This window comes from Seonamhaeicola sp. ML3, assembly GCF_023273855.1.
Lineage (GTDB): Bacteria > Bacteroidota > Bacteroidia > Flavobacteriales > Flavobacteriaceae > Seonamhaeicola.
Genome location: NZ_CP096884.1, coordinates 1,737,141 through 1,756,937 on the forward strand (window position 1 = coordinate 1,737,141; position 19,797 = coordinate 1,756,937).

The window sequence follows — 19,797 nt, forward strand, 5'->3', positions numbered from 1 at the left end:
TTAAAAATACTATTTATGTGATTGAGGATAGGCCTGTTTAAAACTCATGATAACTTCAGCTTAAAATATCAAGATTGATATGTATTTTTATATACTTCGTTTTTTTCAAAACGATTAAACAAATCAACGAATAAACTTTAAGCATGTACTTAATCTTTGATACCGAAACTACCGGATTGCCCAAGCGATGGGATGCGCCAATTACAGATGTAGATAATTGGCCAAGGTGTATTCAAATTGCTTGGCAGCTTCATGATGCTATGGGAAATTGTATAGAGCATCAAGATTATTTAGTACAACCTGAAGGGTTTAATATCCCCTATGATGCTGAGAAAATACATGGTATATCTACCGAGTTGGCAGAAGAGCAAGGTGTGCCATTGGCAGAGGTTTTAGAAAAATTCAATGTAGTATTAGAAAAATCTAAATTCATTGTCGGGCAGAACGTTAAGTTCGATTTGAATATTATGGGAGCTGAGTTTGTAAGAGGCGATGTAGCAAACCAATTACAAGAACTCCCGGTTTTAGATACCTGTACCGAGCATACGGCCAATTTATGTCAGATTCCTGGTGGTCGTGGTGGACGATTCAAGTTGCCAACCTTAACGGAATTACACGAATATTTATTCGATACACCTTTTGCGGAAGCGCATAACGCAACAGCCGATGTAGAGGCTACCACGCGCTGTTTTCTAGAATTGGTACGTTTAAAGCAATACTCTCAAGACCAACTTGATGTTGCAGATGATTACTTCGAAAAGTTTACTGAAGTCAATCCGCAGCCTTTCCAATTAATAGGGTTAAAACACATTAACCTTAAGAAGGAAAGTGCTAAAATTCGGCAGCGTCTTCAAAAATTAGAACAATCAAAAAATATTGGAGATGAGGTTGTTTCTGATATCGATTTAACCGATGTTGATTTTGTGCATTTACACAATCACTCACAGTTTTCGGTATTACAATCTACTATGAGTATCTCTGATGTTGTTGCGGCAGCGGCTTCTCATAACATGCCAGCTGTAGCATTGACCGACCACGGGAATATGATGGGCGCTTTCCATTTTATAAATGCGGTTAATAAACAAAATAGTGGGATAAAAGCTGCTATTGAAGAGGCCGAAGAAAAAGGAGAGACTACCAACAAAAAAATAATAAAGCCTATTATTGGTTGTGAGTTTTTTGTTTGTGAAGACCATAAAGATAAATCCAGAAAAGATAACGGTTACCAAATCGTATTGTTGGCCAAGAACAAAAACGGATACCATAATTTAGCAAAGTTATCGTCACATGCCTTTGTAGATGGGTTTTACTACGTGCCAAGGATTGATAAAAAATTAATTCAACAGTACAAAGAAGATGTTATTGTGCTTACTGGGAATCTTTACGGAGAGGTGCCGAGTAAGGTTTTAAATATTGGAGAGAATCAGGCCGAAGAAGCTTTGATTTGGTGGAAAAATGAATTTGGCGACGATTTGTATATGGAGCTTATGCGCCATAATCAAGAAGATGAAAATCGGGTGAATGATACATTGGTGAAATTGGCTAGAAAGCATGATGTAAAGCTGATTGCTACCAATAATACCTACTATCAAAAACAGGAAGATGCCAATGCGCATGATATTTTATTGTGTGTAAAAGATGGAGAAAAACAAGCAACGCCAATTGGAAGAGGTCGAGGATATCGATATGGTTTACCAAATCAGGAGTACTATTTTAAGTCTTCTGATGAAATGAAGGCACTTTTTAAGGACCTACCGGAAGCTATCTTAAACACACAAGAAGTTGTTGAAAAAATTGAAGGGTTTCAGTTGGCTCGAGACGTATTATTACCTGCTTTTGATATTCCAGAAGAGTTTAGGCATGAAGAAGATTTAGTTGATGGTGGTAAGCGAGGAGAAAACGCCTATTTAAAACATTTAGTTTATGAAGGCGCCAAAAAACGTTATGGAGAACCATTAACTGAAGAGGTTGAAGAACGCTTGGATTTTGAGCTTAATGTAATTGAAAACACAGGGTATCCAGGATATTTCTTGATTGTAGAAGATTTTATTCGCGAAGCAAGGAATATGGATGTGTCTGTTGGGCCGGGTCGTGGATCGGCCGCTGGTTCTGTAGCAGCCTATTGCCTTTGGATTACCAATATAGACCCTATGAAGTACGATTTGCTTTTTGAGCGTTTCTTAAATCCAGACCGTATTAGTATGCCCGATATAGATATTGACTTTGATGATGAAGGCCGAAGCCGGGTAATGGACTATGTTATTGAAAAGTATGGAGCCAATCAGGTGGCACAGATCATAACTTACGGTACTATGGCAGCTAAGTCGTCTATACGTGATACCGCTCGTGTATTGGATTTGCCGCTTTTTGATGCTGATAGAATTGCCAAGCTAATACCTAATATGTCTAAACTGAACAAGATTTTTGGTTTAGATGAAAAAGGCTTGGCTAGCAAGTTTAGAGCAGAGGAATTAGAAAAAGTAAATCAGCTTTTAAATATTTCCGAAGGAAGTGATTTAGAAGCCGAAACCGTAAATACCGCAAGAGCTTTAGAAGGTTCGGTAAGAAATACGGGAATCCATGCCTGTGGGGTGATTATCACACCAGATGATATAACCAAATTCGTTCCGGTTTCTGTGGCCAAAGATTCCGATTTATATGTCACTCAGTTTGATAACTCTGTGGTAGAATCGGCAGGTCTTTTAAAAATGGACTTCCTTGGGTTAAAGACATTAACTCTCATTAAGGATACTGTAAAAATTGTAAAAGCCAAGCACGGGATTCAGTTAGATCCTGAAAGTTTTCCGCTGGATGATGAAAAAACGTATGCGCTATTCCAAAGAGGTGAAACCGTAGGGGTGTTCCAATACGAATCTCCCGGAATGCAGAAACACCTCCGTGATTTAAAGCCTACGGTGTTTGAAGATCTTATTGCCATGAACGCCTTGTATCGTCCTGGACCAATGGAATATATTCCTAGCTTCGTTAGGCGTAAGCATGGCGATGAAGAGATTACCTATGATTTACCAGCCATGGAAGAGTATCTTAAGGAAACCTATGGAATTACGGTTTATCAAGAGCAGGTGATGTTACTGTCTCAGAGTTTGGCTGATTTTACCAAAGGTGAAGCCGATGTACTTAGAAAGGCGATGGGTAAAAAGCAGATTGCCGTACTGGATAAAATGAAACCTAAGTTTATCGAGCAAGCCAGCGCCAATGGTCATGATGCTAAGATTCTTGAAAAGGTTTGGAAAGACTGGGAAGCCTTTGCAAGTTACGCCTTTAATAAATCGCACTCAACGTGTTATGCTTGGATTGCTTATCAAACAGCCTACCTAAAAGCACACTATCCAGCCGAATATATGGCCGCGGTACTATCTAATAACATGAACGATATAAAGTCGGTTACGTTTTTTATGGAGGAATGTAAGCGTATGAAGTTAAACGTTCTTGGACCAGATATTAACGAGAGCTATTATAAATTTTCTGTAAATAAAGACAACGCTGTTCGCTTTGGAATGGGAGCTATTAAAGGTGTGGGGCATGGTGCTGTAATGACTATTGTAGATAACAGAAAAGAAGGAGGTCCATACAAGTCTATTTTCGATTTCGCCAAGCGTATCGACCTCAGAGCCGCCAATAAAAAAGCGTTTGAAAATTTAGCTTTAGCAGGTGGTTTCGATTGTTTTGATCAAACACACCGAGCGCAATATTTCCACAAAGAAGGGGATGCTACTTTCCTTGAAATGGTTATTAAGTATGCGCAAAAACACAAAGAAAACGAGAGCTCTGCTCAAGTAAGTTTGTTTGGGGAGTCTAGTGAGGTACAAATTGCAGAGCCTGCTGTTCCGCCATGTGAGGATTGGGGTACCATGGAAAAGCTTTCTAAGGAACGAGAAGTAGTAGGTATCTATATTTCAGGGCATCCGTTAGATGATTTTAAAACCGAAATGAAGACCTTCTGCAATGCCACCGTTGGTGTGTTTAATGATTTGCATCCGTATGTAAACAGGGAATTAGTTTTTGGTGGTGTAGTAACAGATGTACAGCATCGTGTAAGTAAACAAGGAAAAGGTTGGGCGTTATTCACTGTAGAAGATTATACAGATAGTTATGAGTTCAGAATTTTTGGCGAGGAGTACCTCAAGTTCAGGCACTTTTTAATGATCAATAATTTCGTGTTTGTTAAAGCCTTTGTAAGAGAAGGTTGGGTCAATAAAGACACTGGTAAGAAGAGTGATCCAAGACTTCAGTTTAACAACTTTCAATTGTTACAGGATGTGATGGAACAGTATACCAAGAAACTATCACTACAATTAAATATTAATGATTTAAAGGAAAATAAGATTCTTGAGATAAAAGATTTATTGAACATGCACCCAGGTAATCAAGCCTTGAATTTCGTGGTTTATGACACCAAAGAGAAAGTAAAACTCAATATGCCCAGTAGAAAACAAAAGGTAAAAGTATCCCAAGAGCTACTGAATGAATTGGAAGAACAACATATTCACTATAAGTTGAATTAACATGATTTCTAAGGTTAGAGTTTTATGGTTTTATGTTTTTGTTTTTTTGATAGCTGTAGGGTGCAAGAATCAAAAGGATGTCCCTAGGATAAAATCAAATGAAGAGCTTTTCCAATCTGTATTAGATTCTATATACAATCTCAATAAAGATGCTGTTGGATTAATGGCTCATGTAGAATTCCCGGATAAAAATATTTCTTGGAGTGGTGCGGCTGGATTTTCTAAAAGGGACACTGAGGCTATTTTAGAGAAAGACCATCCTGTTTTAATTGCAAGCAATACTAAAACCTACGTTGCTGTAACCATATTGCGATTAGTAGAACAAGGAAAAATCAAGTTAGATAGTAAGATTAATGGCTTTATATCTCCAAATTCTAAACGTTTGTTAGAAGAAAATGGATATATACTAAATACTATTTCAGTTAAGCATTTGCTTACTCATACCAGCGGCATATTTGATTATGCAGGTTGTGATAAGTTTTTTGAATTTATTATTTCAGAACCAAATAAAAGATGGACTCGAGATGAACAAATTCAATTAGCCATGTCTGAAGGGAGACCGCTGGGCAAAGCGGGAGAGGTGTTTTCTTATTCTGATACAAATTATCTTTTGGCAACCGAAATTATTGAAACTTTAACTGGTCAGGATTTTTATAAGGCCTTGCGGGAATTGTTAGGTTTTGATAGTTTAAATTTAGACGCCACTTGGTTTTCTAGTCTTGAAGACTATCCTAAACACCTTAAACCGCTGGCATATCAATATTCCACTCAAGAAGGTGTTAATAGCTATACTCTAGATCATTCTTTTGATTTATTTGGTGGAGGGGGATTAGCGGCTACTACTAAAGACTTAGCGCTGTTCATACAAAATGTTTTTAATAATAAAGTTTTTGAAAATCCAAATACTCAAGAGCTTCTACTCACTACAGTAGAAACCAAGCAACCCAAAGAATGGGAGTGTTTCTTGGGTGTTTCACCAATCGAAATTCACGGTATAAAGGGATATGGTCATAATGGATATTGGGGTACCATTGTTACTTATTTTCCAGAGCTTAATGCTACAATTTCAGTTTTTGTACTTGAAAGGGATAAAAAATATTTAAGAGTTGATACAAGTAATGCATTTTTGGGAATTTTAACCAAATAAAAAGACCTCAGTTCAGCAATTATATATTGTTTAAGGGTAGATGGCCCATTATGCCAAGAAGCTACTACTTCAATTAGATTTTAATGATTTAAAGGAAAATAGTATTCTTGACATTAAATATTTATTGAAGTTGAATCCAAGAATTTATGTCCTTAATTTCTCGGTTTATTATGATGCTGTGGAAAAAGTAAAATCTAGCATGCCTTTTAGAAAACTAAAAGTAAAAATATCTCAGGAATTAAAGGATTAACATATTCATTATAAGTTGAATTAAAATTTTTCAGGTTTTCAGGGTAGGAATATTTAAAAGTCAATTGTTTTATTACTGAATTGATTAAATTAAATAAAAACATTACCATGAAAAAAATCTTAAGCTTAACATTTGTTTTATCACTTTTTTTAGTTGCTTGTGATAAAGAAGACACCACCACACAAAATGATTTAAACCTAGAGGCTGCATCGTCTATTGAAACCGAAGTTGCTCTAGAGGAAACCGAAGAGGTTTTGGATAATATCGCTTTCTACTCTGAAAGTTCTTTTGGTATCTCAACATCTAAGGAGACCGATGATACAAAAGAAGAACGCCCTGATAAAAATGGTCGTTCAGGATTTTTTAAAGACTGTGCAGACATTACAAAAGAGGAAACCGATAGTACAATTACTACTACCATAGTGTTTACTGGGGAATGCGAAGATAAAGATGGGAATGTTATTACAGGAACCATTACGCGAGTAAGAGAGAAAACCGACGACAGCAGAACCAAAACGGTTACGTTTACCGATGTTACTATAAACGGACGTGTGGTTAACGGAACAAAACAATATGTGTTTGATCAAGAAAATGCAAACGGTAACCCACAAATGACAGGTTCGGTAGATATTACTGTAGAGACTGAAAAAGGAACAGTAACGAAAGTAGGTACAAGAACTGTTGAAATTACTGCTGGAGGCGATACTTATTTTTGGTATGACGATGAAAAAACGATTACAGGGTCTAGTACTTATACTAATGCCGAAGGAAACACATTAACAGTAACTATAACAACACCTTTAGTTAAGCCAGCAGATTGTAGGTTTATTGCCTCTGGAGTTAAGGAATACAACAGAAATGGAGAAGTTTCTACTCTAGATTATGGTGATGGAACATGTGATAGAAAAGCTGTGAAAACATTACCAGATGGGACCGTTAAAGAAATTACAATTGGAAAAAGAAAAAAGAGCTAATGTTAATTAAGTCCCCATTTAGAAGAGCCATCAATACTTTTTGATGGCTCTTTTTTTATTGGCTTAAGTATGTTTTTAGGTTTTCCTCAAGAAACCTTTTCCAGGTCGAAGAGCAAACCTCATAGCAATGTAAATGAGGTGCTAAACCTATTTGTTGAAATTTAATTAAGATTTTAGAATCTTGTTTTGTAATCTTCCAATGAAGAGTATGATTAATCCATTCTTTGTTAAATTCGGGTTCTCCAGCTATACATTTCCATACAAGTTCACGGTAAGGTTGGTATTTCTCAATTTTAAAGGTCCACCAGTAACCATTCTCAAAAGTGATTGTGAATTGTCCGTTGGTTGAAAAGTCAGCTTCACTAATTTCACCCCACCAAGAACTCAAACCTTCATTTAGAGCTTTAAATGTTTTTTCTATGCTAGTCTCTACTTCAATTTGAGTTGAAAAATCAGATAAAGGTTTCATTACGAGTTTTTTGTGTTTAAGAAATCTTCTAAAGCGTTTAATTTGTCATCCCAGAATTGAGAATAGAATTTAAGCCATTTTTCAACTTCTTTTAAAGGTTTGGTGTTGGCGTTACAAAACCGTTCACGGCCTAGGGTATTAATATGAACCAAACCGGCATCTTCCAGAGTCTTAATGTGTTTGGTTACACCTTGGCGGGTCATATCAAACTGATTAGAGATTTGTGTAATAGATAAAGCAGAAGTAGCGATGACCAGAGCGTGAAAAATATCACGTCTTGTTGGATCTGCAATAGCTTTAAAAAGTTTAGTGATTTTATCCTGCATTTACTAACTCTTTTAGGTAGTTTGTTAATAGATTGATGCAATTAGACCATCCACCACTAAAGTTTTCAAACATTACTATGGCAGTTTCGCCTTCATAATTCGAAATGCCAGAATGTTCAAGGTATAGCTTTGTGCCGTTTTCGATACTTTCCAATTGCCAAGTTACTGTAGTTACGGTCTTAGTACCGGTAACGATCCAGGTGTAGACTAATTTATACGGATTGGCTTCTTTAACTTCGCCAAAAATAGGTTCGCAGTGTTCGGATTCCGATGTAAAGGTGTATTGGTAGCCTACTTCCGGTTTAAAATCGGCAGAAAGAAACCAAGTAGAGATTTCCTCTGCATTTGTGATGGCCTTCCATACCTTATCTATGGAGTGATTGAATGTGTGCTCTTTTTGGATTACGTCTTTCATAATTATTCGGTTTTTGATTAAAATGCAACTATATGGTTGCTAAATTAAAATAAATAGTTGAGTTACGCAACTTTTTGGTTGCTTATAGAGAATTGGATCCAGAGCGGAGTATAGGGTTGTAGATTCAAATTATAATAAGCCGAGAGGGTGCATTAAAAATTAAATAAGGCGAAATGATAACGTTATAAGTAAAACAAATTGTTAGTTTGTAAGCTTTGGTCTTTTTTTTGACTAATTTTGTGTTAGTAAAATAAGTTAAGAACAATAAACAAAATATTATGGCATTAGAAATAACAGATGCAACGTTTGAAGAAACGGTTTTAAACAGCGATAAACCGGTATTGGTAGATTTTTGGGCAGCTTGGTGTGGGCCATGTAGAATGGTAGGGCCTATCATTGAAGAGATAAGTGGAGAATACGAAGGAAAAGCTGTTGTTGGTAAGGTAGATGTAGATAACAATCAAGAGTTTGCCGCTAAGTATGGCGTTAGAAATATTCCTACTGTTTTAGTATTTAAAAATGGTGAAATAGTAGATAGAAAAGTAGGTGTTGCTCCTAAGAACTCTTACACAGAAGCTATAGACGCTCTATTATAAAATATTTAGAAAAAGAAAATGGATAAGGTTTGCTGTAATGGCAAACCTTTTTTTATTTTAGAGGTTACTTAAACAAGACAAATTACAATTAAATGAGTAAAAAAGGAAAAGTACAAGATGCTATAGAAGCTAAGCAACTAGAAGAACGAAAAGTGTTTTTATGGGGACAGGTTGATGATCATTCTGCCAAGCATGTTATAGATCGTTTAATGTACCTAGACGCTATAGAACAGTCTGATATTCAATTATATATTAATAGTCCAGGAGGATACGTAACCTCTGGTTTTGCGATTTACGATTGTATTAAATCCCTAAAGAGCGATGTGTCTACCATTTGTACAGGTTTTGCCGCTTCTATGGGGTCTATTATTCTGTCTGTAGGAGCAAAAGGAAAGCGCTTTATTCAACCGCATGCTCGTGTAATGATTCACCAGCCAAGTGGCGGAGCAAGAGGGCAAGCAAGTGATATAGAAATCACGGCTAAAGAAATTCTTTTAACCAAAGAGTTAAGTGCTCAAATTTTAGCTGATAATTGTGGCCAAACTTTCGAAAAGGTAATGAAAGATTTTAATAGAGATCATTGGATGGGTGCCGATGAGTCTGTTGAATATGGCATTGTTGACGGAGTATTAGCCCCTTAACCCCTAAAGTGGGAACCGTTACTCATACTTTATATTTGGTATGATAATAAAACTTAAAAAATATTATTCAATAACGTTTTCTTGTTTTAATGAGGCAAGAGTAGAATTCCTCCCCTATGGGGAGGTTAGGAGGGGCTTCTCATGGATTTAAGACAGGAACTCAATAAAACTGAAGGATTTAATAATTTAGGGCTACTAGCAAAGCAGGTGGTCGAAGGTTTCATTGCAGGAATGCATAAGAGTCCGTTTCATGGGTTTTCATCAGAATTTGCAGAGCATAAAATATACAATCGAGGAGAAAGCACACGACATATAGATTGGAAGTTGTTTGCCAAAACCGATAAGCTATATACAAAACGGTATGATGATGAAACCAACTTACGTTGTCATATTATTATTGATAATAGTAGCTCAATGCATTATCCGGTAATTAAGGATTTCTCGATAAATCATCTTAACAAAATTGCATTTTCAGCTCTGGCAACTGCCGCACTTATGCAAATGCTAAAAAGGCAACGTGATGCCGTAGGCTTGAGTATTTACAGTGACTCTTACGACTTTTATGCGATGGAAAAGGGTAGTGAGCGGCATCATCAAATGTTGTTGAAAGCGTTGAGTGAAACAGTCATTTCTAAACCTAAAAACAAGAAAACAGAAACGTATACCTATTTGCATGAAATTGCCGAAAAGATTCATAAGCGTTCCATGATTTTCCTGTTTACCGATATGTTTCAAACCAATGAAGACGATTCAAAGCTTTTTGAAGCGCTTCGCCATTTAAAATACAATAAACATGAGGTTATTCTTTTTCATGTTATTGACAAGGAAAAGGAATATCATTTTGATTTTGATAACACGCCAAAACGGTTTGTTGATGTAGAAACAGGAGCGTATATTAATTTGTATGCCGATACCATAAAAGAAAATTACAGTAAACAGGTTGATACCTATTTCACAGCACTAAAATTAAAATGTGCCCAGTATAAAATTAAATATGTAGAAGCAGATATAAACAATAGCTTTAATGACATATTAACGACGTATATGGTAGAGCGCCAGAAGTTTGCGTAAAGTAACAATCTCGTGTTTTAAGTTAAGCTGAATTAAAAGATAATTCTAATTCTAAAAAACTTAAAAAAAGATTTGACATATTAAAAAAGGCGTGTATATTTGCATCCGCAATCATGCAACGGTCTGGTAGTTCAGTTGGTTAGAATATCTGCCTGTCACGCAGGGGGTCGCGGGTTCGAGTCCCGTCCAGACCGCAAGAATTGCTAAAAGCCTTAACAACCTTAAGGCTTTTTTTGGCACTTTAAAGAAGTTGTGTTGTTTTTATCTCAATGTAAATTGAGGTAAAAAAGGTTGAAAAGCTGAACGTGTTCAGCATTAAACCAATGGAAAGCTTTCCTTTTTTCTGTAAAGAAAATTGGGATGCTTTTTTGTTTTAGGATGGTTTCTTATTACAAAGAATCCGGCTGTAATTTTATTCTTATCTTGAAGTATGTTAATATTGCATTTCAACGAAAAGCCTAAGGAGTTACGTGTTTAGTCGTTTAAATCATGTATTTTAGCGATGAAATACTGAAAACCTGCAATTATGTTACGTATAAAATTTATTCAAAACTTATTTCTTGTAGCTACTGTGTTTACTCTTCTAACCTTAACTGGGTGTAGTAGCGATGATGATAATTTAACTGTACAGGTAACGGTTAATGGAACTGTATTATTTGATGATGGTGATGACTTTAATGGCGATGTTGATGGAGACTTTACTGGAACAGGAGGAAATGCTACTAGAGTTTTTGAATGGCAAAACAATTTAAGTAGAGCAGATTATAATGCTGATATTACCGCTACTGCTGAAGGCTCATTTAGAATTGTTGTAAAAGATGCTGATGGAAGTGTCGTATTGGACAAGTCAATAAGTGGAGCTGTTGAACCCGATTCTATCGATGGAGTAACTTCTATTGGTACTCCTGGCATTTGGACAGTCACCATAACTTTAACATCTTTTAAAGGTGATGGTAGTTTCTCTTTGAGTGCAGGAACCTAATAAAGGTTGAAAAATTTATATTTTCATGGAAGTCCGGCAGCAATGTTGGACTTTATTAATTTAAGAATAAACCAAGGCAAGTATATTAATGATATTGGTTTAGGTTAAAGAGGGAAATTGGGATGCTTTTTTGTTTTAATGACCAATCGTTTAAAATTATATAAGTTGTAACACCAAATTACTTAGACAACAACTTCACTATCCATAGGATTAGGTATAGTCCAACACCAAAACCAAAAAGTAGCACAGAAACTACAAAGGCTATACGAATGTGGGATGCTTTCCACCCTAATTTAGTACTTACCCATTCCGAAACTCCTAAAATCATATTTGTTTTATTTTTCTTAAAATTAATAAATCTAACCCGAAACCCCTATAAACTATGCAGTTTTTATGAAATTAAAATCATGAAGCATTTTTGTGTTTCAATGTATTGGTTTCATCTTATTGCGTAAATTTAAAGGGTAGAATATGATCAATTATTTGATAAAATATAGGTTAGTGACTCTGGCCATCGTCCTTGGGCTTTTGTTTTTATCACTAAAGCAGATTAGCTCAATACAAATAAACGCCGATATTTCTCATTTTTTTCCTACCGAAGACCCAGATTATGCGTTTTATGAAAATGTAAACTCAAAGTTGCAAAACGATGAGTACCTGTTGTTGTTAGGTATTAACAATAAAGATTCTGTTTTAAGTACCAATTTTCTAAAAAATGTTCGAGACTTATCCGATAGTATAGCACAATTAAGCCATGTGAAAAAAGTAACAGGATTACACAATATATCCTATCCTGAAAAAACCTTATTTGGTATTATGCGCCTGCCTTACGTAGATTTTAGTGATCCTAATGATATAAGATTCAATAAGATTAGAGCCCTGAAAAACTATGAAATCACCCAAAATTTCATGACTCGAAATTTGGGAGCCTTATTTCTTTGGGTGGAGATTAACGATGAGATAAATGAAGCCGATTTAGAGGAACTGATTGCCAAAATCAATACAACAAAAGAAGCGTATCATGATTTAGAAATATATAGCTGGGGTAGAAAATTTATTGATTTAACATTTAAAGAGTTCCTTGAAAAGGAAATTGAAGTGCTTGGTGTTTGGATGCTGGTTTTTTTGGTGATTTCTTTATTGCTTATTTTTAGAAAACCATTGGCCCTTGTATTTCCTGTTTTTTTAATCCTCTCGGTGTTACTGCTTTTTGTTGGAGGTATGGCTTTTATGGAGAGACCACTGGGAACCCTATCAAATGTCTTTCCTACCATAATTCTAATAGTTGGTATTTCAGATGTAATACACATGTGTATACGGTATAATTTAGAAACAGGTGTTAAACAAGAGCCATCTAAAAAAGCGATAAAGATTACACTTAAAGAAATTGGATGGACAACTTTTGTAACCTCGTTGACCACGGCTTTAGGGTTCTTCATTTTAGGGATTTCTCCCATGCGAGCTTTAAAGAGCTTTGGTATAGAATCGGGGTTTGTTGTTTTGCTCACTTACATCCTAACAATTGTTTTGTTGCCCAGTTTCTTTTTAATGTTCAAGAATAGAGAGCTCTTCGAAATAAGACCTGTCTACAATAAGTTATGGTCTTATACCTATGATGGTGTAATGACATTAATACGTCGACCAAAAGCTGTAATTATTACGTATGCTATTTTATTAGTATTTGCTATTGTGGGTATTCTTAATATTAATACTAACAGTAGCCAATATGCCATTCCTCAAAATAGCAGTCTTTACGAAGATTATGCTTTTTTTGATAAACATTTTGGAGGATCTAGAACCTTTGAGCTTATTCTTACTTCGACCGGAGAAGAGCGCTTAGGAGAAATCAACAACTTGGTACTGTTAAATAGAGTTCATGACTATTTTAGTAACAATGAGTACCTTAATTCTGTAAAATCCCCTATCACTTATTACAGGGCAGCCCTGAAAGCCATGGGGACAAGGGAATATTCAAATTTTGAAACTGCACTTACCGATAAAAAGCTCAGAAAAATAGAAAAGCAATTCAAGGCTACGGGGGTTAATACCTTTTTATTCGATACCGAAAGGACAATTTTTAAATTTAATACACAGATCAAAGATGTAGGAAGGAATGAAATTAATGAGATTAATAATACCGTATTGCAAGATGTAAATGAGATTATTGGTGACGCGCCAATAGCGGCAAGAATATCTGGATTGGACCATTTGCTTGATAGGTCTCAAGAACTAAGTATAGCAAATATGATTATTGGCCTACTAATCGCAATTTTGATGGTTGGATTTATTATGGGTGTGATTTTTAAAAGTTTAAGGTTAACTTTTTTAGCTTTAATATTGAATGTTATCCCATTAGTTTTATCTGCAGGAATTTTAGGTTTTACCAATTTGGAATTACGGGGAGAAATCACTTTAATGTTTACCGTTGGATTTGTTATTGCAGTAGATGACACCATACACTTTTTAAGTAAGTTTCAAGTTGAGAGAAAAAAGGGAAATGGTTTGAGAAGTTCAATAGAGAACGCGCTCTCAGAGTCGGGTAAGGCTATCTTAGCAACGAGCATTGTATTGATAGGAGGCTTTTTTATTTTGCTCAATTCAAATTCAATCGAAATTTTTACTTTAGGTCTCATCGTTGGGTTAATGTGCTTAATAACCTTAACGGTGGATCTTGTGCTTGCCCCTGTGTTAATACTTAGTTGGTTTAAAAAACATCTTTAATATTATCGTCCTACTAATGGCGAAAAATAAAAATACGTGACGGTACGTATTTTATGTTCTATAAAAAGTCACTAAATTTTGAGTTTCTAAGAACCATTGAATAAGATACTTTAAAATGAACCACCCAAATTTAAAACGGGAAACCAGATATGGTTTGCCAGAAGCAGACCAAATTCTTTATAATAGGCATTATGTTTTAGGCTACTCTTACTATTTTAGACAGGCTAAGTGGGCACTCGAAATTGTAGATCCAGACTTTACTAATGTCGCAAGGAAAGACCATTTTCGCTCAGATTATAGGATACCAGAGAAGTTTAGGGCCGATAAGGAAGTCTATGTTAATTCTGGTTTTGATAGAGGGCATTTAGTGGCTAGTGCCAATCAAATTGAAACTAAAATTCAGAATAGTGAAACTTTTTTACTCTCTAATATGTGTCCGCAAGTTCCTGAGTTTAATAGCGGTGTTTGGAAGCGCCTCGAGGAAGCTGTAAGGCATTTAGATAGTGATGAAAAGGTGTTTGAAACGTATGTGATTTCTGGACCATTGTTCTACTTCGACCAAGAGGTTATTATGATGGGTGATGACGATCCCAATATTAAAGTATCGCTTCCCATTCCACATGCTTTTTTTAAGTCGGTGCTTACAGAGCGAAATACAGGAACTATTTATATGTGGTCGTTTATTATTCCCAACGAAAAGACTAATGCACCGCTTGAAGACTTTTTAGTAGAGACCTCTAAAGTCGAAAAAGTCTCAGGTTTATTTTTATGGGAAACCCTAAAGGGAACTAAAATTATGGGTAAAAAGAATAAAATTAAAAAGATGTGGAAGCTATAATTTCCAAACTACTAAAATCTAGGAAACAATTATTTCTGGTAGATTAACTCATCTAAAATAACTTCCACACCATCTTCATTATTACTTTTAGTTACAAAGCGGGCCGTTTGTTTAACGTTAGGGTGTGCATTTTCCATGGCATAGCTAAAGTCTGCCAATTGTAACATTTCAATATCGTTATTGTAATCGCCAAAGACTAAAGTTTCTTCTTTTGTAACACCCATCTTCTTTTGAAGTTTTTTTAAGGCATAGCCTTTATTTGCTTCAGGATGAGAGATGTCCAGCCAATTTTGTGAAGATACCGTGAGTTCTAGTTCATTTGCTAGATGTTTAGTGTGTGGAAAAATAAATTTTTCTGAAGACTCTGCATGATAAACAGCAATTTTTAAAATATCATCATCTTCAATTGTTGTTAAGTCATCCACAATTTTATAGGCATTGTAATATTCCTTGAACTTATCAATAAAAAAAGCATCTTTCGTTTCAATGTAAGCAGACTTGGCACCGCATAAAACAGTATAACAGTTCTCGACTGTTCTTAAGGTTTCAACAGACTTTAAAACGTTTTGTCTAGAGAGTTTAAGTAAAACATCAATTTGATTATTACACTGCATAATACCGCCATTTTCGGCAATTATGGAGATTTGGTCTTTTATGGGGTTTAGTTTATTGGCAATACTTTGAAATTGTCTGCCACTAGCAGCAACAAAGTGAACGTTTAATGCTTTCAGTTTTGGAAATTGATTAAAAAATTTAGAGCTCACTATGCCTTGGTCATTTAGCAAGGTGCCGTCCATATCTGTAACTACTAATTTTACTTTTGAAAAATCCATGTTATGAAATGTGCTATTATTTGAAGTGTTTGTTGCCTTGAAAATCTTTAGTTTTTCTCTTTTTTTGGTTTGTGTTTAAAGCGTAGGTAACCCCAAGTTCAAATACTGGTCCGTTTCTTTCGTATAAGGTTTCTTGATAGAAAATCTGTTGGTTGGCGGCATTAAAAGCATTGGTGTCTAAACCTTGATTGTTTTGCGCAAAAATATCTAATCCTCTAATGGCGATATCCCAAGCAGTATTTGGTTGATAACTCAATGCAATATTAGAAACCGAAAAAGCATCGTTCTGTCCTTGTGAGGTAACCGTATTAGAAATTCTACTGAAATCATAATTGAACCTTAGCTTATCTGAAATCGTAAAATTCGCATTGCCTTTTAACGACCAGTTGGTGCTGTTTTGGTCTACATTAAAGCCGAAAACTTCCCCCTTTATTTGGTAGTTGTACAAAGAACCACCAATAAATAATTTAGCCCAAGAGCTAGGAATTATGTTAATGTTTAACTCTCCTCCTAATGACGTTGAATTCCCAGCATTGGTGTAGGAACGGATAAGAACGTCTTCCTGTAAGATAGCATTTAACTCTGGGTTTTCAATAGCTGTGGTAACAGTATTTACCCTAAACACGGTATTATCGGTACCTCTATAAAAACCCGTTAAGCTTATGGTGTTTTTGCCTAGAGAGGTGTCGTATGTTACTTCTACATTATTTAAATATTCAGACTCTAATTCTGGGTCGCCTACCACATAGACCTCGAAATGCCTGCGATATAAAAAAGGCGCAAGTTTAGTCACAGAGGCTCTGTTTATTCTTCTACTTCCAGCCATAGTCAACTTATTGGAATCGTTAAATGCGTAGCTAAAATGAGCTGAAGGGAATAGGTCTAATTGCTTTTGTGTATAGTTCTTTTGCAAATCAGTTCCAAAAATGGGCACATAATCTGTTGTGCCATTTTCTAAGGTTTGGTCACCGTATTCTGCTCTCAAGCCCAGTATATAGCTTAATTTACCTATTTGGGCAGAATAATCTATGTAGCCAGCGTAAACCGTTCTTGTTAAATCGATAGTATTGTCTAAATTCTTTGTAACTAGCGTATTGTTAAAATCAAAAGCACCTTCAATATTTGTATACTGAATTTGTGTTCCGGCACCAAAAGCGCTAAAGTCATCAATTTCTTTTTCGTAATCGGCGTTAAAGCGTAAGCCTTTTAAAGGTGTATTATCAGAAAGCGAATAGTCATCGGCCTGGAACGCATTCGTGTAATTGTTGGCAATGTCGTTATCAACCGCCTCTCTGGAATTGTAAAAGAAGTTTTTATTATTCAATGCCCTGCTTAGTTTAGAGCTCTCATAGGCACCAGCAATTTTAAAATTGGCATTATTTTCTAGCTGTACCGAATAGTCCAGGTTTAGTGTGTTATACTCCCCATATCTATTATCTATATTAGGGTTATACATGAAAAGTTCTGAACTTAAATCTTTATTATCTTGGTTTGCATCTGCAAAGAAGGTGTTGTAAATGTAATAAGCAGCTCTTCCTTCGTTTCTTTTACCATAGAAATAGGAGAGCGATAGCTTTTTGTTTTTCGATAAATCAATATCTAGTCCAGCGTTAGAGGTATAGTTTTCGTACCACTCGGGGCGTTGCCCGTTTTTAGCATTCATATGAAAAAAGTCACCCTCTGGGGCATCAACAAAAACACGAGCTTCTCCAGAGCGTTTACCATTTACATTTCTCATGTTATAATTAAAACCCCCATAAACAGTTAGGTTTTTTTTACCGTAGGATATATTAAAACCTCCACCGTATCTATCATCTTTTAATTTATGGCCGCTGTAGGTATCTGTAAGGTTAGCCCAAGGTGCACCTCCAAATAATCCGTTAACTGATACTGAAAAACCTTGGTTTATATTTTTTTTCGTGGTTAAGTTTATGATTCCTCCTTTACCTTGTGCATCATATCTAGCCGTGGGAACCGTAATGACATCTACTTTGCTTATATCGTTCGATTGAATTTGAGCTAACAAAACCGATGGGTTGATATTTGTAGGTTTTCCATTGAGGTATACCATGAAATCTTGAGTGCCTCTTACCGATATATTTCCGCTAGGATCTACTGTAATAGAAGGTAGTTTATTGAGTAAATCGGCTGCATTTCCACCTTTGGCAGTTTCAAAGTCACTAGCATTGTAAATCTTTCTATCGATTTTTGTTACAGATGTTTTGGTTTGTGCCTTAACAGTAACAGCATCTAAGGCTTCGCTTTGAGCTTTAATAGAAACCTTCCCAACATTTACATTAAGATTTTCTTTTGAAATAATGATGTCTTTTATTTTGGTAGTTTGAAAGCCAATAAAGGAAACCTCAAGCCTATAACTTCCGTTCGGTAAGCCTTTTACCAAAAAGTCTCCGCTTTCAGAGGAGATTGAACCATATATGCCGCTCGCGCCTTTTAAGCTGCTCTTTACTATTACAGTTGCATAAGGTATAGGTTCACCAGTCTCATAATCTGTTATATTCCCACCAATGCTTCCCTTTTGAGCATAGGCAATTAGGTTTAGTAATAAAACTGTAAGAAGTGAAAGCTTGATTTTCATTTAATCTGTCTTGTGATTTTAACTTTAAAGCCAACAAATGTAAGGTATAGTTTAAGATTAAAGTGTCTTATCTAAACAATTTATAAAGACGTCATTGAAAATTAACAATAAGTGGCAATAGATTATTATTTACAGACCAACTAATTTTGTAAATTGCGTTTCAGGATAAACAGGTATAAAATATGGTTACACTTAAACAGTTGGCTAAAGAATTAAATGTCTCGATTTCTACGGTTTCTAAAGCTTTGAACAATAGTGAGGAAATTGGTGAAGAAACAGTAAGGCGTGTTAAGGAATTGGCTCAACTTTATAACTATAAACCTAATAAAGTAGCACTTAGTTTAAAACAGAATAAAACTAAAACTATAGGGGTTATTATACCTAATATTCTAAATCACTTTTTAGCAAAAGTTCTTTTTGGAATAGAACGTGAAGCCGCTAAGTTGGGCTATAACATAATAACATGTATTTCTAATGAATCTCTAGAGAAGGAAAAAGAAAGTCTACAAATTTTGGACAATGGTAGTGTAGATGGCTTTATTCTCTCTGTAGCCGAAGAAACCCAAGAAAAAAATGAAGTTGATCATTTTCGTCAAACTATTAATAAAGGTTTGCCAATTGTAATGTTCGATAGAGTTGCTCATGATGTAATGTGCGATAAAGTAATTGTGGATGATTTCGATGCAACCTATAACGCCACACAAAGACTTATGGCAGAAAACCGTAAAAAAATTGCTTTCGTAAGTAGTATTCACGGATTGAGTGTAGGTAAACTTAGAGAACGTGGGTATACAAAGGCCATTTTAGAAGCAAAAAAACAGGAACCATTGGTTCTTGAAATTAAAAAAAAAGACGATCACCAAAAGAAAATCAAGTCTTTTCTAAAAAAGAATAAAGATATCGATGGGTTGATTTCGGCAGATAGTTCTGCCATAATAGCCATAAATGTTGCTGTAAATTTAGGTAAAAAAGTGCCAAGAGATTTATCTGTTGTGGGTTTTGCCAGTAGAGGGGATGCTGGTCATGCGGTTCCAAGACTAACTACTATAAGGCAACATGCAAAAGTTATTGGGGCTAATGCTGCCGCTATGCTTATTCGTAGATTAGAAAATATGCACTTAAACGAAGATGTAAAGACTAAGATTATAAAAACAAGTTTAATAAAATCTAAGTCAACTTTAGAGAAGTAAGCTGTTAAAATCTTACATACTAATAAGTAAGAATAAACTTTCTAAAATTACTCTATATTCTACATATTTTCATGTTATGCAGTTTAACGATGTGTTTTATCGTTAAAAAATGTATTTCATCGATTTTTTTGTTTTTCAATTGGATGTTCAAACTACTTTGGTCAGGAGCTTAATGAGCACATTTAATTTTCCCCTCAGCACGTTAAGCCAATTAATCCATTT

General features: G+C 35.4%; 17 protein-coding genes and 1 tRNA gene. 12 read left to right on the forward strand and 6 right to left on the reverse strand.

All coding sequences use genetic code 11. The features are described 5' to 3' along the window. The first annotated feature begins 143 nt into the window (after positions 1-143). The 4 genes from dnaE to M0214_RS07870 all read left to right on the forward strand — a co-directional run bounded on the left by dnaE (position 144) and on the right by M0214_RS07870 (position 6,897). Positions 144-4,526, forward strand: coding sequence for a DNA polymerase III subunit alpha (gene dnaE / locus M0214_RS07855; RefSeq protein ID WP_248722019.1), 4,383 nt, complete (start codon positions 144-146; stop codon positions 4,524-4,526). Between the two features lies 1 nt (position 4,527). Continuing rightward, positions 4,528-5,673, forward strand: a complete 1,146-nt coding sequence (locus tag M0214_RS07860) for a serine hydrolase (protein ID WP_248722020.1) — start codon at positions 4,528-4,530, stop codon at positions 5,671-5,673. 40 nt (positions 5,674-5,713) lie between these two features. After that, a complete protein-coding gene (locus M0214_RS07865) occupies positions 5,714-5,923 on the forward strand; it encodes a hypothetical protein (RefSeq protein WP_248722021.1) in 210 nt (69 codons plus the stop codon). A 107-nt stretch (positions 5,924-6,030) separates the two neighbouring features. After that, the gene (locus M0214_RS07870; RefSeq protein ID WP_248722022.1) at positions 6,031-6,897 is read left to right on the forward strand and encodes a hypothetical protein; all 867 of its coding nucleotides are present in this window, start codon (positions 6,031-6,033) and stop codon (positions 6,895-6,897) included. A gap of 55 nt (positions 6,898-6,952) precedes the next feature. Here M0214_RS07870 and M0214_RS07875 read toward each other — a convergent pair whose 3' ends face one another. The 3 genes from M0214_RS07875 to M0214_RS07885 are packed head-to-tail and all read right to left on the reverse strand — an operon-like array spanning position 6,953 to position 8,107. After that, on the reverse strand, positions 6,953-7,366 hold the full coding sequence (locus tag M0214_RS07875; protein ID WP_248722023.1) for an SRPBCC domain-containing protein: 414 nt from the start codon (positions 7,364-7,366) through the stop codon (positions 6,953-6,955). After that, positions 7,366-7,692, reverse strand: coding sequence for a helix-turn-helix transcriptional regulator (locus M0214_RS07880; protein WP_248722024.1), 327 nt, complete (start codon positions 7,690-7,692; stop codon positions 7,366-7,368). Before M0214_RS07880 ends, M0214_RS07875 begins: the two co-directional genes overlap by 1 nt. Next, positions 7,682-8,107 carry an SRPBCC domain-containing protein gene (locus M0214_RS07885; RefSeq protein ID WP_248722025.1) on the reverse strand — a complete coding sequence of 142 codons (426 nt, stop codon included), beginning with the start codon at positions 8,105-8,107 and terminating at the stop codon, positions 7,682-7,684. The genes M0214_RS07880 and M0214_RS07885 overlap by 11 nt, the downstream gene beginning before the upstream one ends. Before the next feature lie 278 nt (positions 8,108-8,385). Here M0214_RS07885 and trxA point away from each other — a divergent pair, with 278 nt between their 5' ends. The 5 genes from trxA to M0214_RS07910 all read left to right on the forward strand — a co-directional run bounded on the left by trxA (position 8,386) and on the right by M0214_RS07910 (position 11,397). Then, entirely contained in the window at positions 8,386-8,703 is a 318-nt protein-coding gene (gene trxA / locus M0214_RS07890; protein WP_248722026.1) for a thioredoxin, read from the forward strand. 92 nt (positions 8,704-8,795) lie between these two features. After that, positions 8,796-9,344 carry a ClpP family protease gene (locus tag M0214_RS07895; RefSeq protein WP_248722027.1) on the forward strand — a complete coding sequence of 183 codons (549 nt, stop codon included), beginning with the start codon at positions 8,796-8,798 and terminating at the stop codon, positions 9,342-9,344. Between the two features lie 141 nt (positions 9,345-9,485). Next, positions 9,486-10,415, forward strand: coding sequence for a DUF58 domain-containing protein (locus M0214_RS07900; protein WP_248722028.1), 930 nt, complete (start codon positions 9,486-9,488; stop codon positions 10,413-10,415). Positions 10,416-10,535: 120 nt separating this feature from the next. Then, positions 10,536-10,609: transfer RNA gene (locus tag M0214_RS07905), tRNA-Asp, on the forward strand. Positions 10,610-10,941: 332 nt separating this feature from the next. Further along, positions 10,942-11,397: a hypothetical protein gene (locus M0214_RS07910; protein ID WP_248722029.1), complete on the forward strand. Its 456-nt coding sequence runs from the start codon at positions 10,942-10,944 to the stop codon at positions 11,395-11,397. A 178-nt stretch (positions 11,398-11,575) separates the two neighbouring features. On the opposite strand, the gene M0214_RS07915 is transcribed toward M0214_RS07910, so the two are convergent. Further along, positions 11,576-11,752 (reverse strand): PspC domain-containing protein, encoded by a 177-nt coding sequence (locus M0214_RS07915; RefSeq protein WP_256467963.1) that lies wholly within the window; start codon positions 11,750-11,752, stop codon positions 11,576-11,578. 116 nt (positions 11,753-11,868) lie between these two features. Between M0214_RS07915 and M0214_RS07920 the strand changes: the two genes are divergently transcribed. Together M0214_RS07920 and M0214_RS07925 are read left to right on the forward strand one after the other, a co-directional pair. Beyond that, the gene (locus tag M0214_RS07920; RefSeq protein ID WP_248722031.1) at positions 11,869-14,118 is read left to right on the forward strand and encodes an RND family transporter; all 2,250 of its coding nucleotides are present in this window, start codon (positions 11,869-11,871) and stop codon (positions 14,116-14,118) included. A 115-nt stretch (positions 14,119-14,233) separates the two neighbouring features. After that, the gene (locus M0214_RS07925; protein ID WP_248722032.1) at positions 14,234-14,956 is read left to right on the forward strand and encodes a DNA/RNA non-specific endonuclease; all 723 of its coding nucleotides are present in this window, start codon (positions 14,234-14,236) and stop codon (positions 14,954-14,956) included. A 29-nt stretch (positions 14,957-14,985) separates the two neighbouring features. Here the strand turns inward: M0214_RS07925 and M0214_RS07930 are convergent, their stop codons facing one another. After that, a complete protein-coding gene (locus M0214_RS07930) occupies positions 14,986-15,789 on the reverse strand; it encodes an HAD family hydrolase (RefSeq protein ID WP_248722033.1) in 804 nt (267 codons plus the stop codon). Positions 15,790-15,805: 16 nt separating this feature from the next. Continuing rightward, positions 15,806-18,385, reverse strand: coding sequence for a TonB-dependent receptor (locus M0214_RS07935; protein ID WP_248722034.1), 2,580 nt, complete (start codon positions 18,383-18,385; stop codon positions 15,806-15,808). 182 nt (positions 18,386-18,567) lie between these two features. On the opposite strand from M0214_RS07935, the gene M0214_RS07940 reads away from it, so the two are divergent. Further along, on the forward strand, positions 18,568-19,575 hold the full coding sequence (locus M0214_RS07940) for a LacI family DNA-binding transcriptional regulator (protein WP_248722035.1): 1,008 nt from the start codon (positions 18,568-18,570) through the stop codon (positions 19,573-19,575). The last annotated feature ends 222 nt before the right edge of the window (positions 19,576-19,797 follow it).

Excerpts from the sequence above, each read along its gene's own strand:
- M0214_RS07860 (WP_248722020.1), top strand. The coding sequence starts at position 4,528 with ATGATTTCTAAGGTTAGAGTTTTATGGTTTTATGTTTTTGTTTTTTTG.
- M0214_RS07875 (WP_248722023.1), bottom strand. The coding sequence starts at position 7,366 with ATGAAACCTTTATCTGATTTTTCAACTCAAATTGAAGTAGAGACTAGC.
- dnaE (WP_248722019.1), top strand. The coding sequence starts at position 144 with ATGTACTTAATCTTTGATACCGAAACTACCGGATTGCCCAAGCGATGG.
- M0214_RS07935 (WP_248722034.1), bottom strand. The coding sequence starts at position 18,385 with ATGAAAATCAAGCTTTCACTTCTTACAGTTTTATTACTAAACCTAATT.
- M0214_RS07900 (WP_248722028.1), top strand. The coding sequence starts at position 9,486 with ATGGATTTAAGACAGGAACTCAATAAAACTGAAGGATTTAATAATTTA.
- M0214_RS07910 (WP_248722029.1), top strand. The coding sequence starts at position 10,942 with ATGTTACGTATAAAATTTATTCAAAACTTATTTCTTGTAGCTACTGTG.
- M0214_RS07925 (WP_248722032.1), top strand. The coding sequence starts at position 14,234 with ATGAACCACCCAAATTTAAAACGGGAAACCAGATATGGTTTGCCAGAA.
- M0214_RS07940 (WP_248722035.1), top strand. The coding sequence starts at position 18,568 with ATGGTTACACTTAAACAGTTGGCTAAAGAATTAAATGTCTCGATTTCT.
- M0214_RS07920 (WP_248722031.1), top strand. The coding sequence starts at position 11,869 with ATGATCAATTATTTGATAAAATATAGGTTAGTGACTCTGGCCATCGTC.
- M0214_RS07885 (WP_248722025.1), bottom strand. The coding sequence starts at position 8,107 with ATGAAAGACGTAATCCAAAAAGAGCACACATTCAATCACTCCATAGAT.
- M0214_RS07895 (WP_248722027.1), top strand. The coding sequence starts at position 8,796 with ATGAGTAAAAAAGGAAAAGTACAAGATGCTATAGAAGCTAAGCAACTA.
- M0214_RS07880 (WP_248722024.1), bottom strand. The coding sequence starts at position 7,692 with ATGCAGGATAAAATCACTAAACTTTTTAAAGCTATTGCAGATCCAACA.
- trxA (WP_248722026.1), top strand. The coding sequence starts at position 8,386 with ATGGCATTAGAAATAACAGATGCAACGTTTGAAGAAACGGTTTTAAAC.
- M0214_RS07870 (WP_248722022.1), top strand. The coding sequence starts at position 6,031 with ATGAAAAAAATCTTAAGCTTAACATTTGTTTTATCACTTTTTTTAGTT.
- M0214_RS07865 (WP_248722021.1), top strand. The coding sequence starts at position 5,714 with ATGGCCCATTATGCCAAGAAGCTACTACTTCAATTAGATTTTAATGAT.
- M0214_RS07930 (WP_248722033.1), bottom strand. The coding sequence starts at position 15,789 with ATGGATTTTTCAAAAGTAAAATTAGTAGTTACAGATATGGACGGCACC.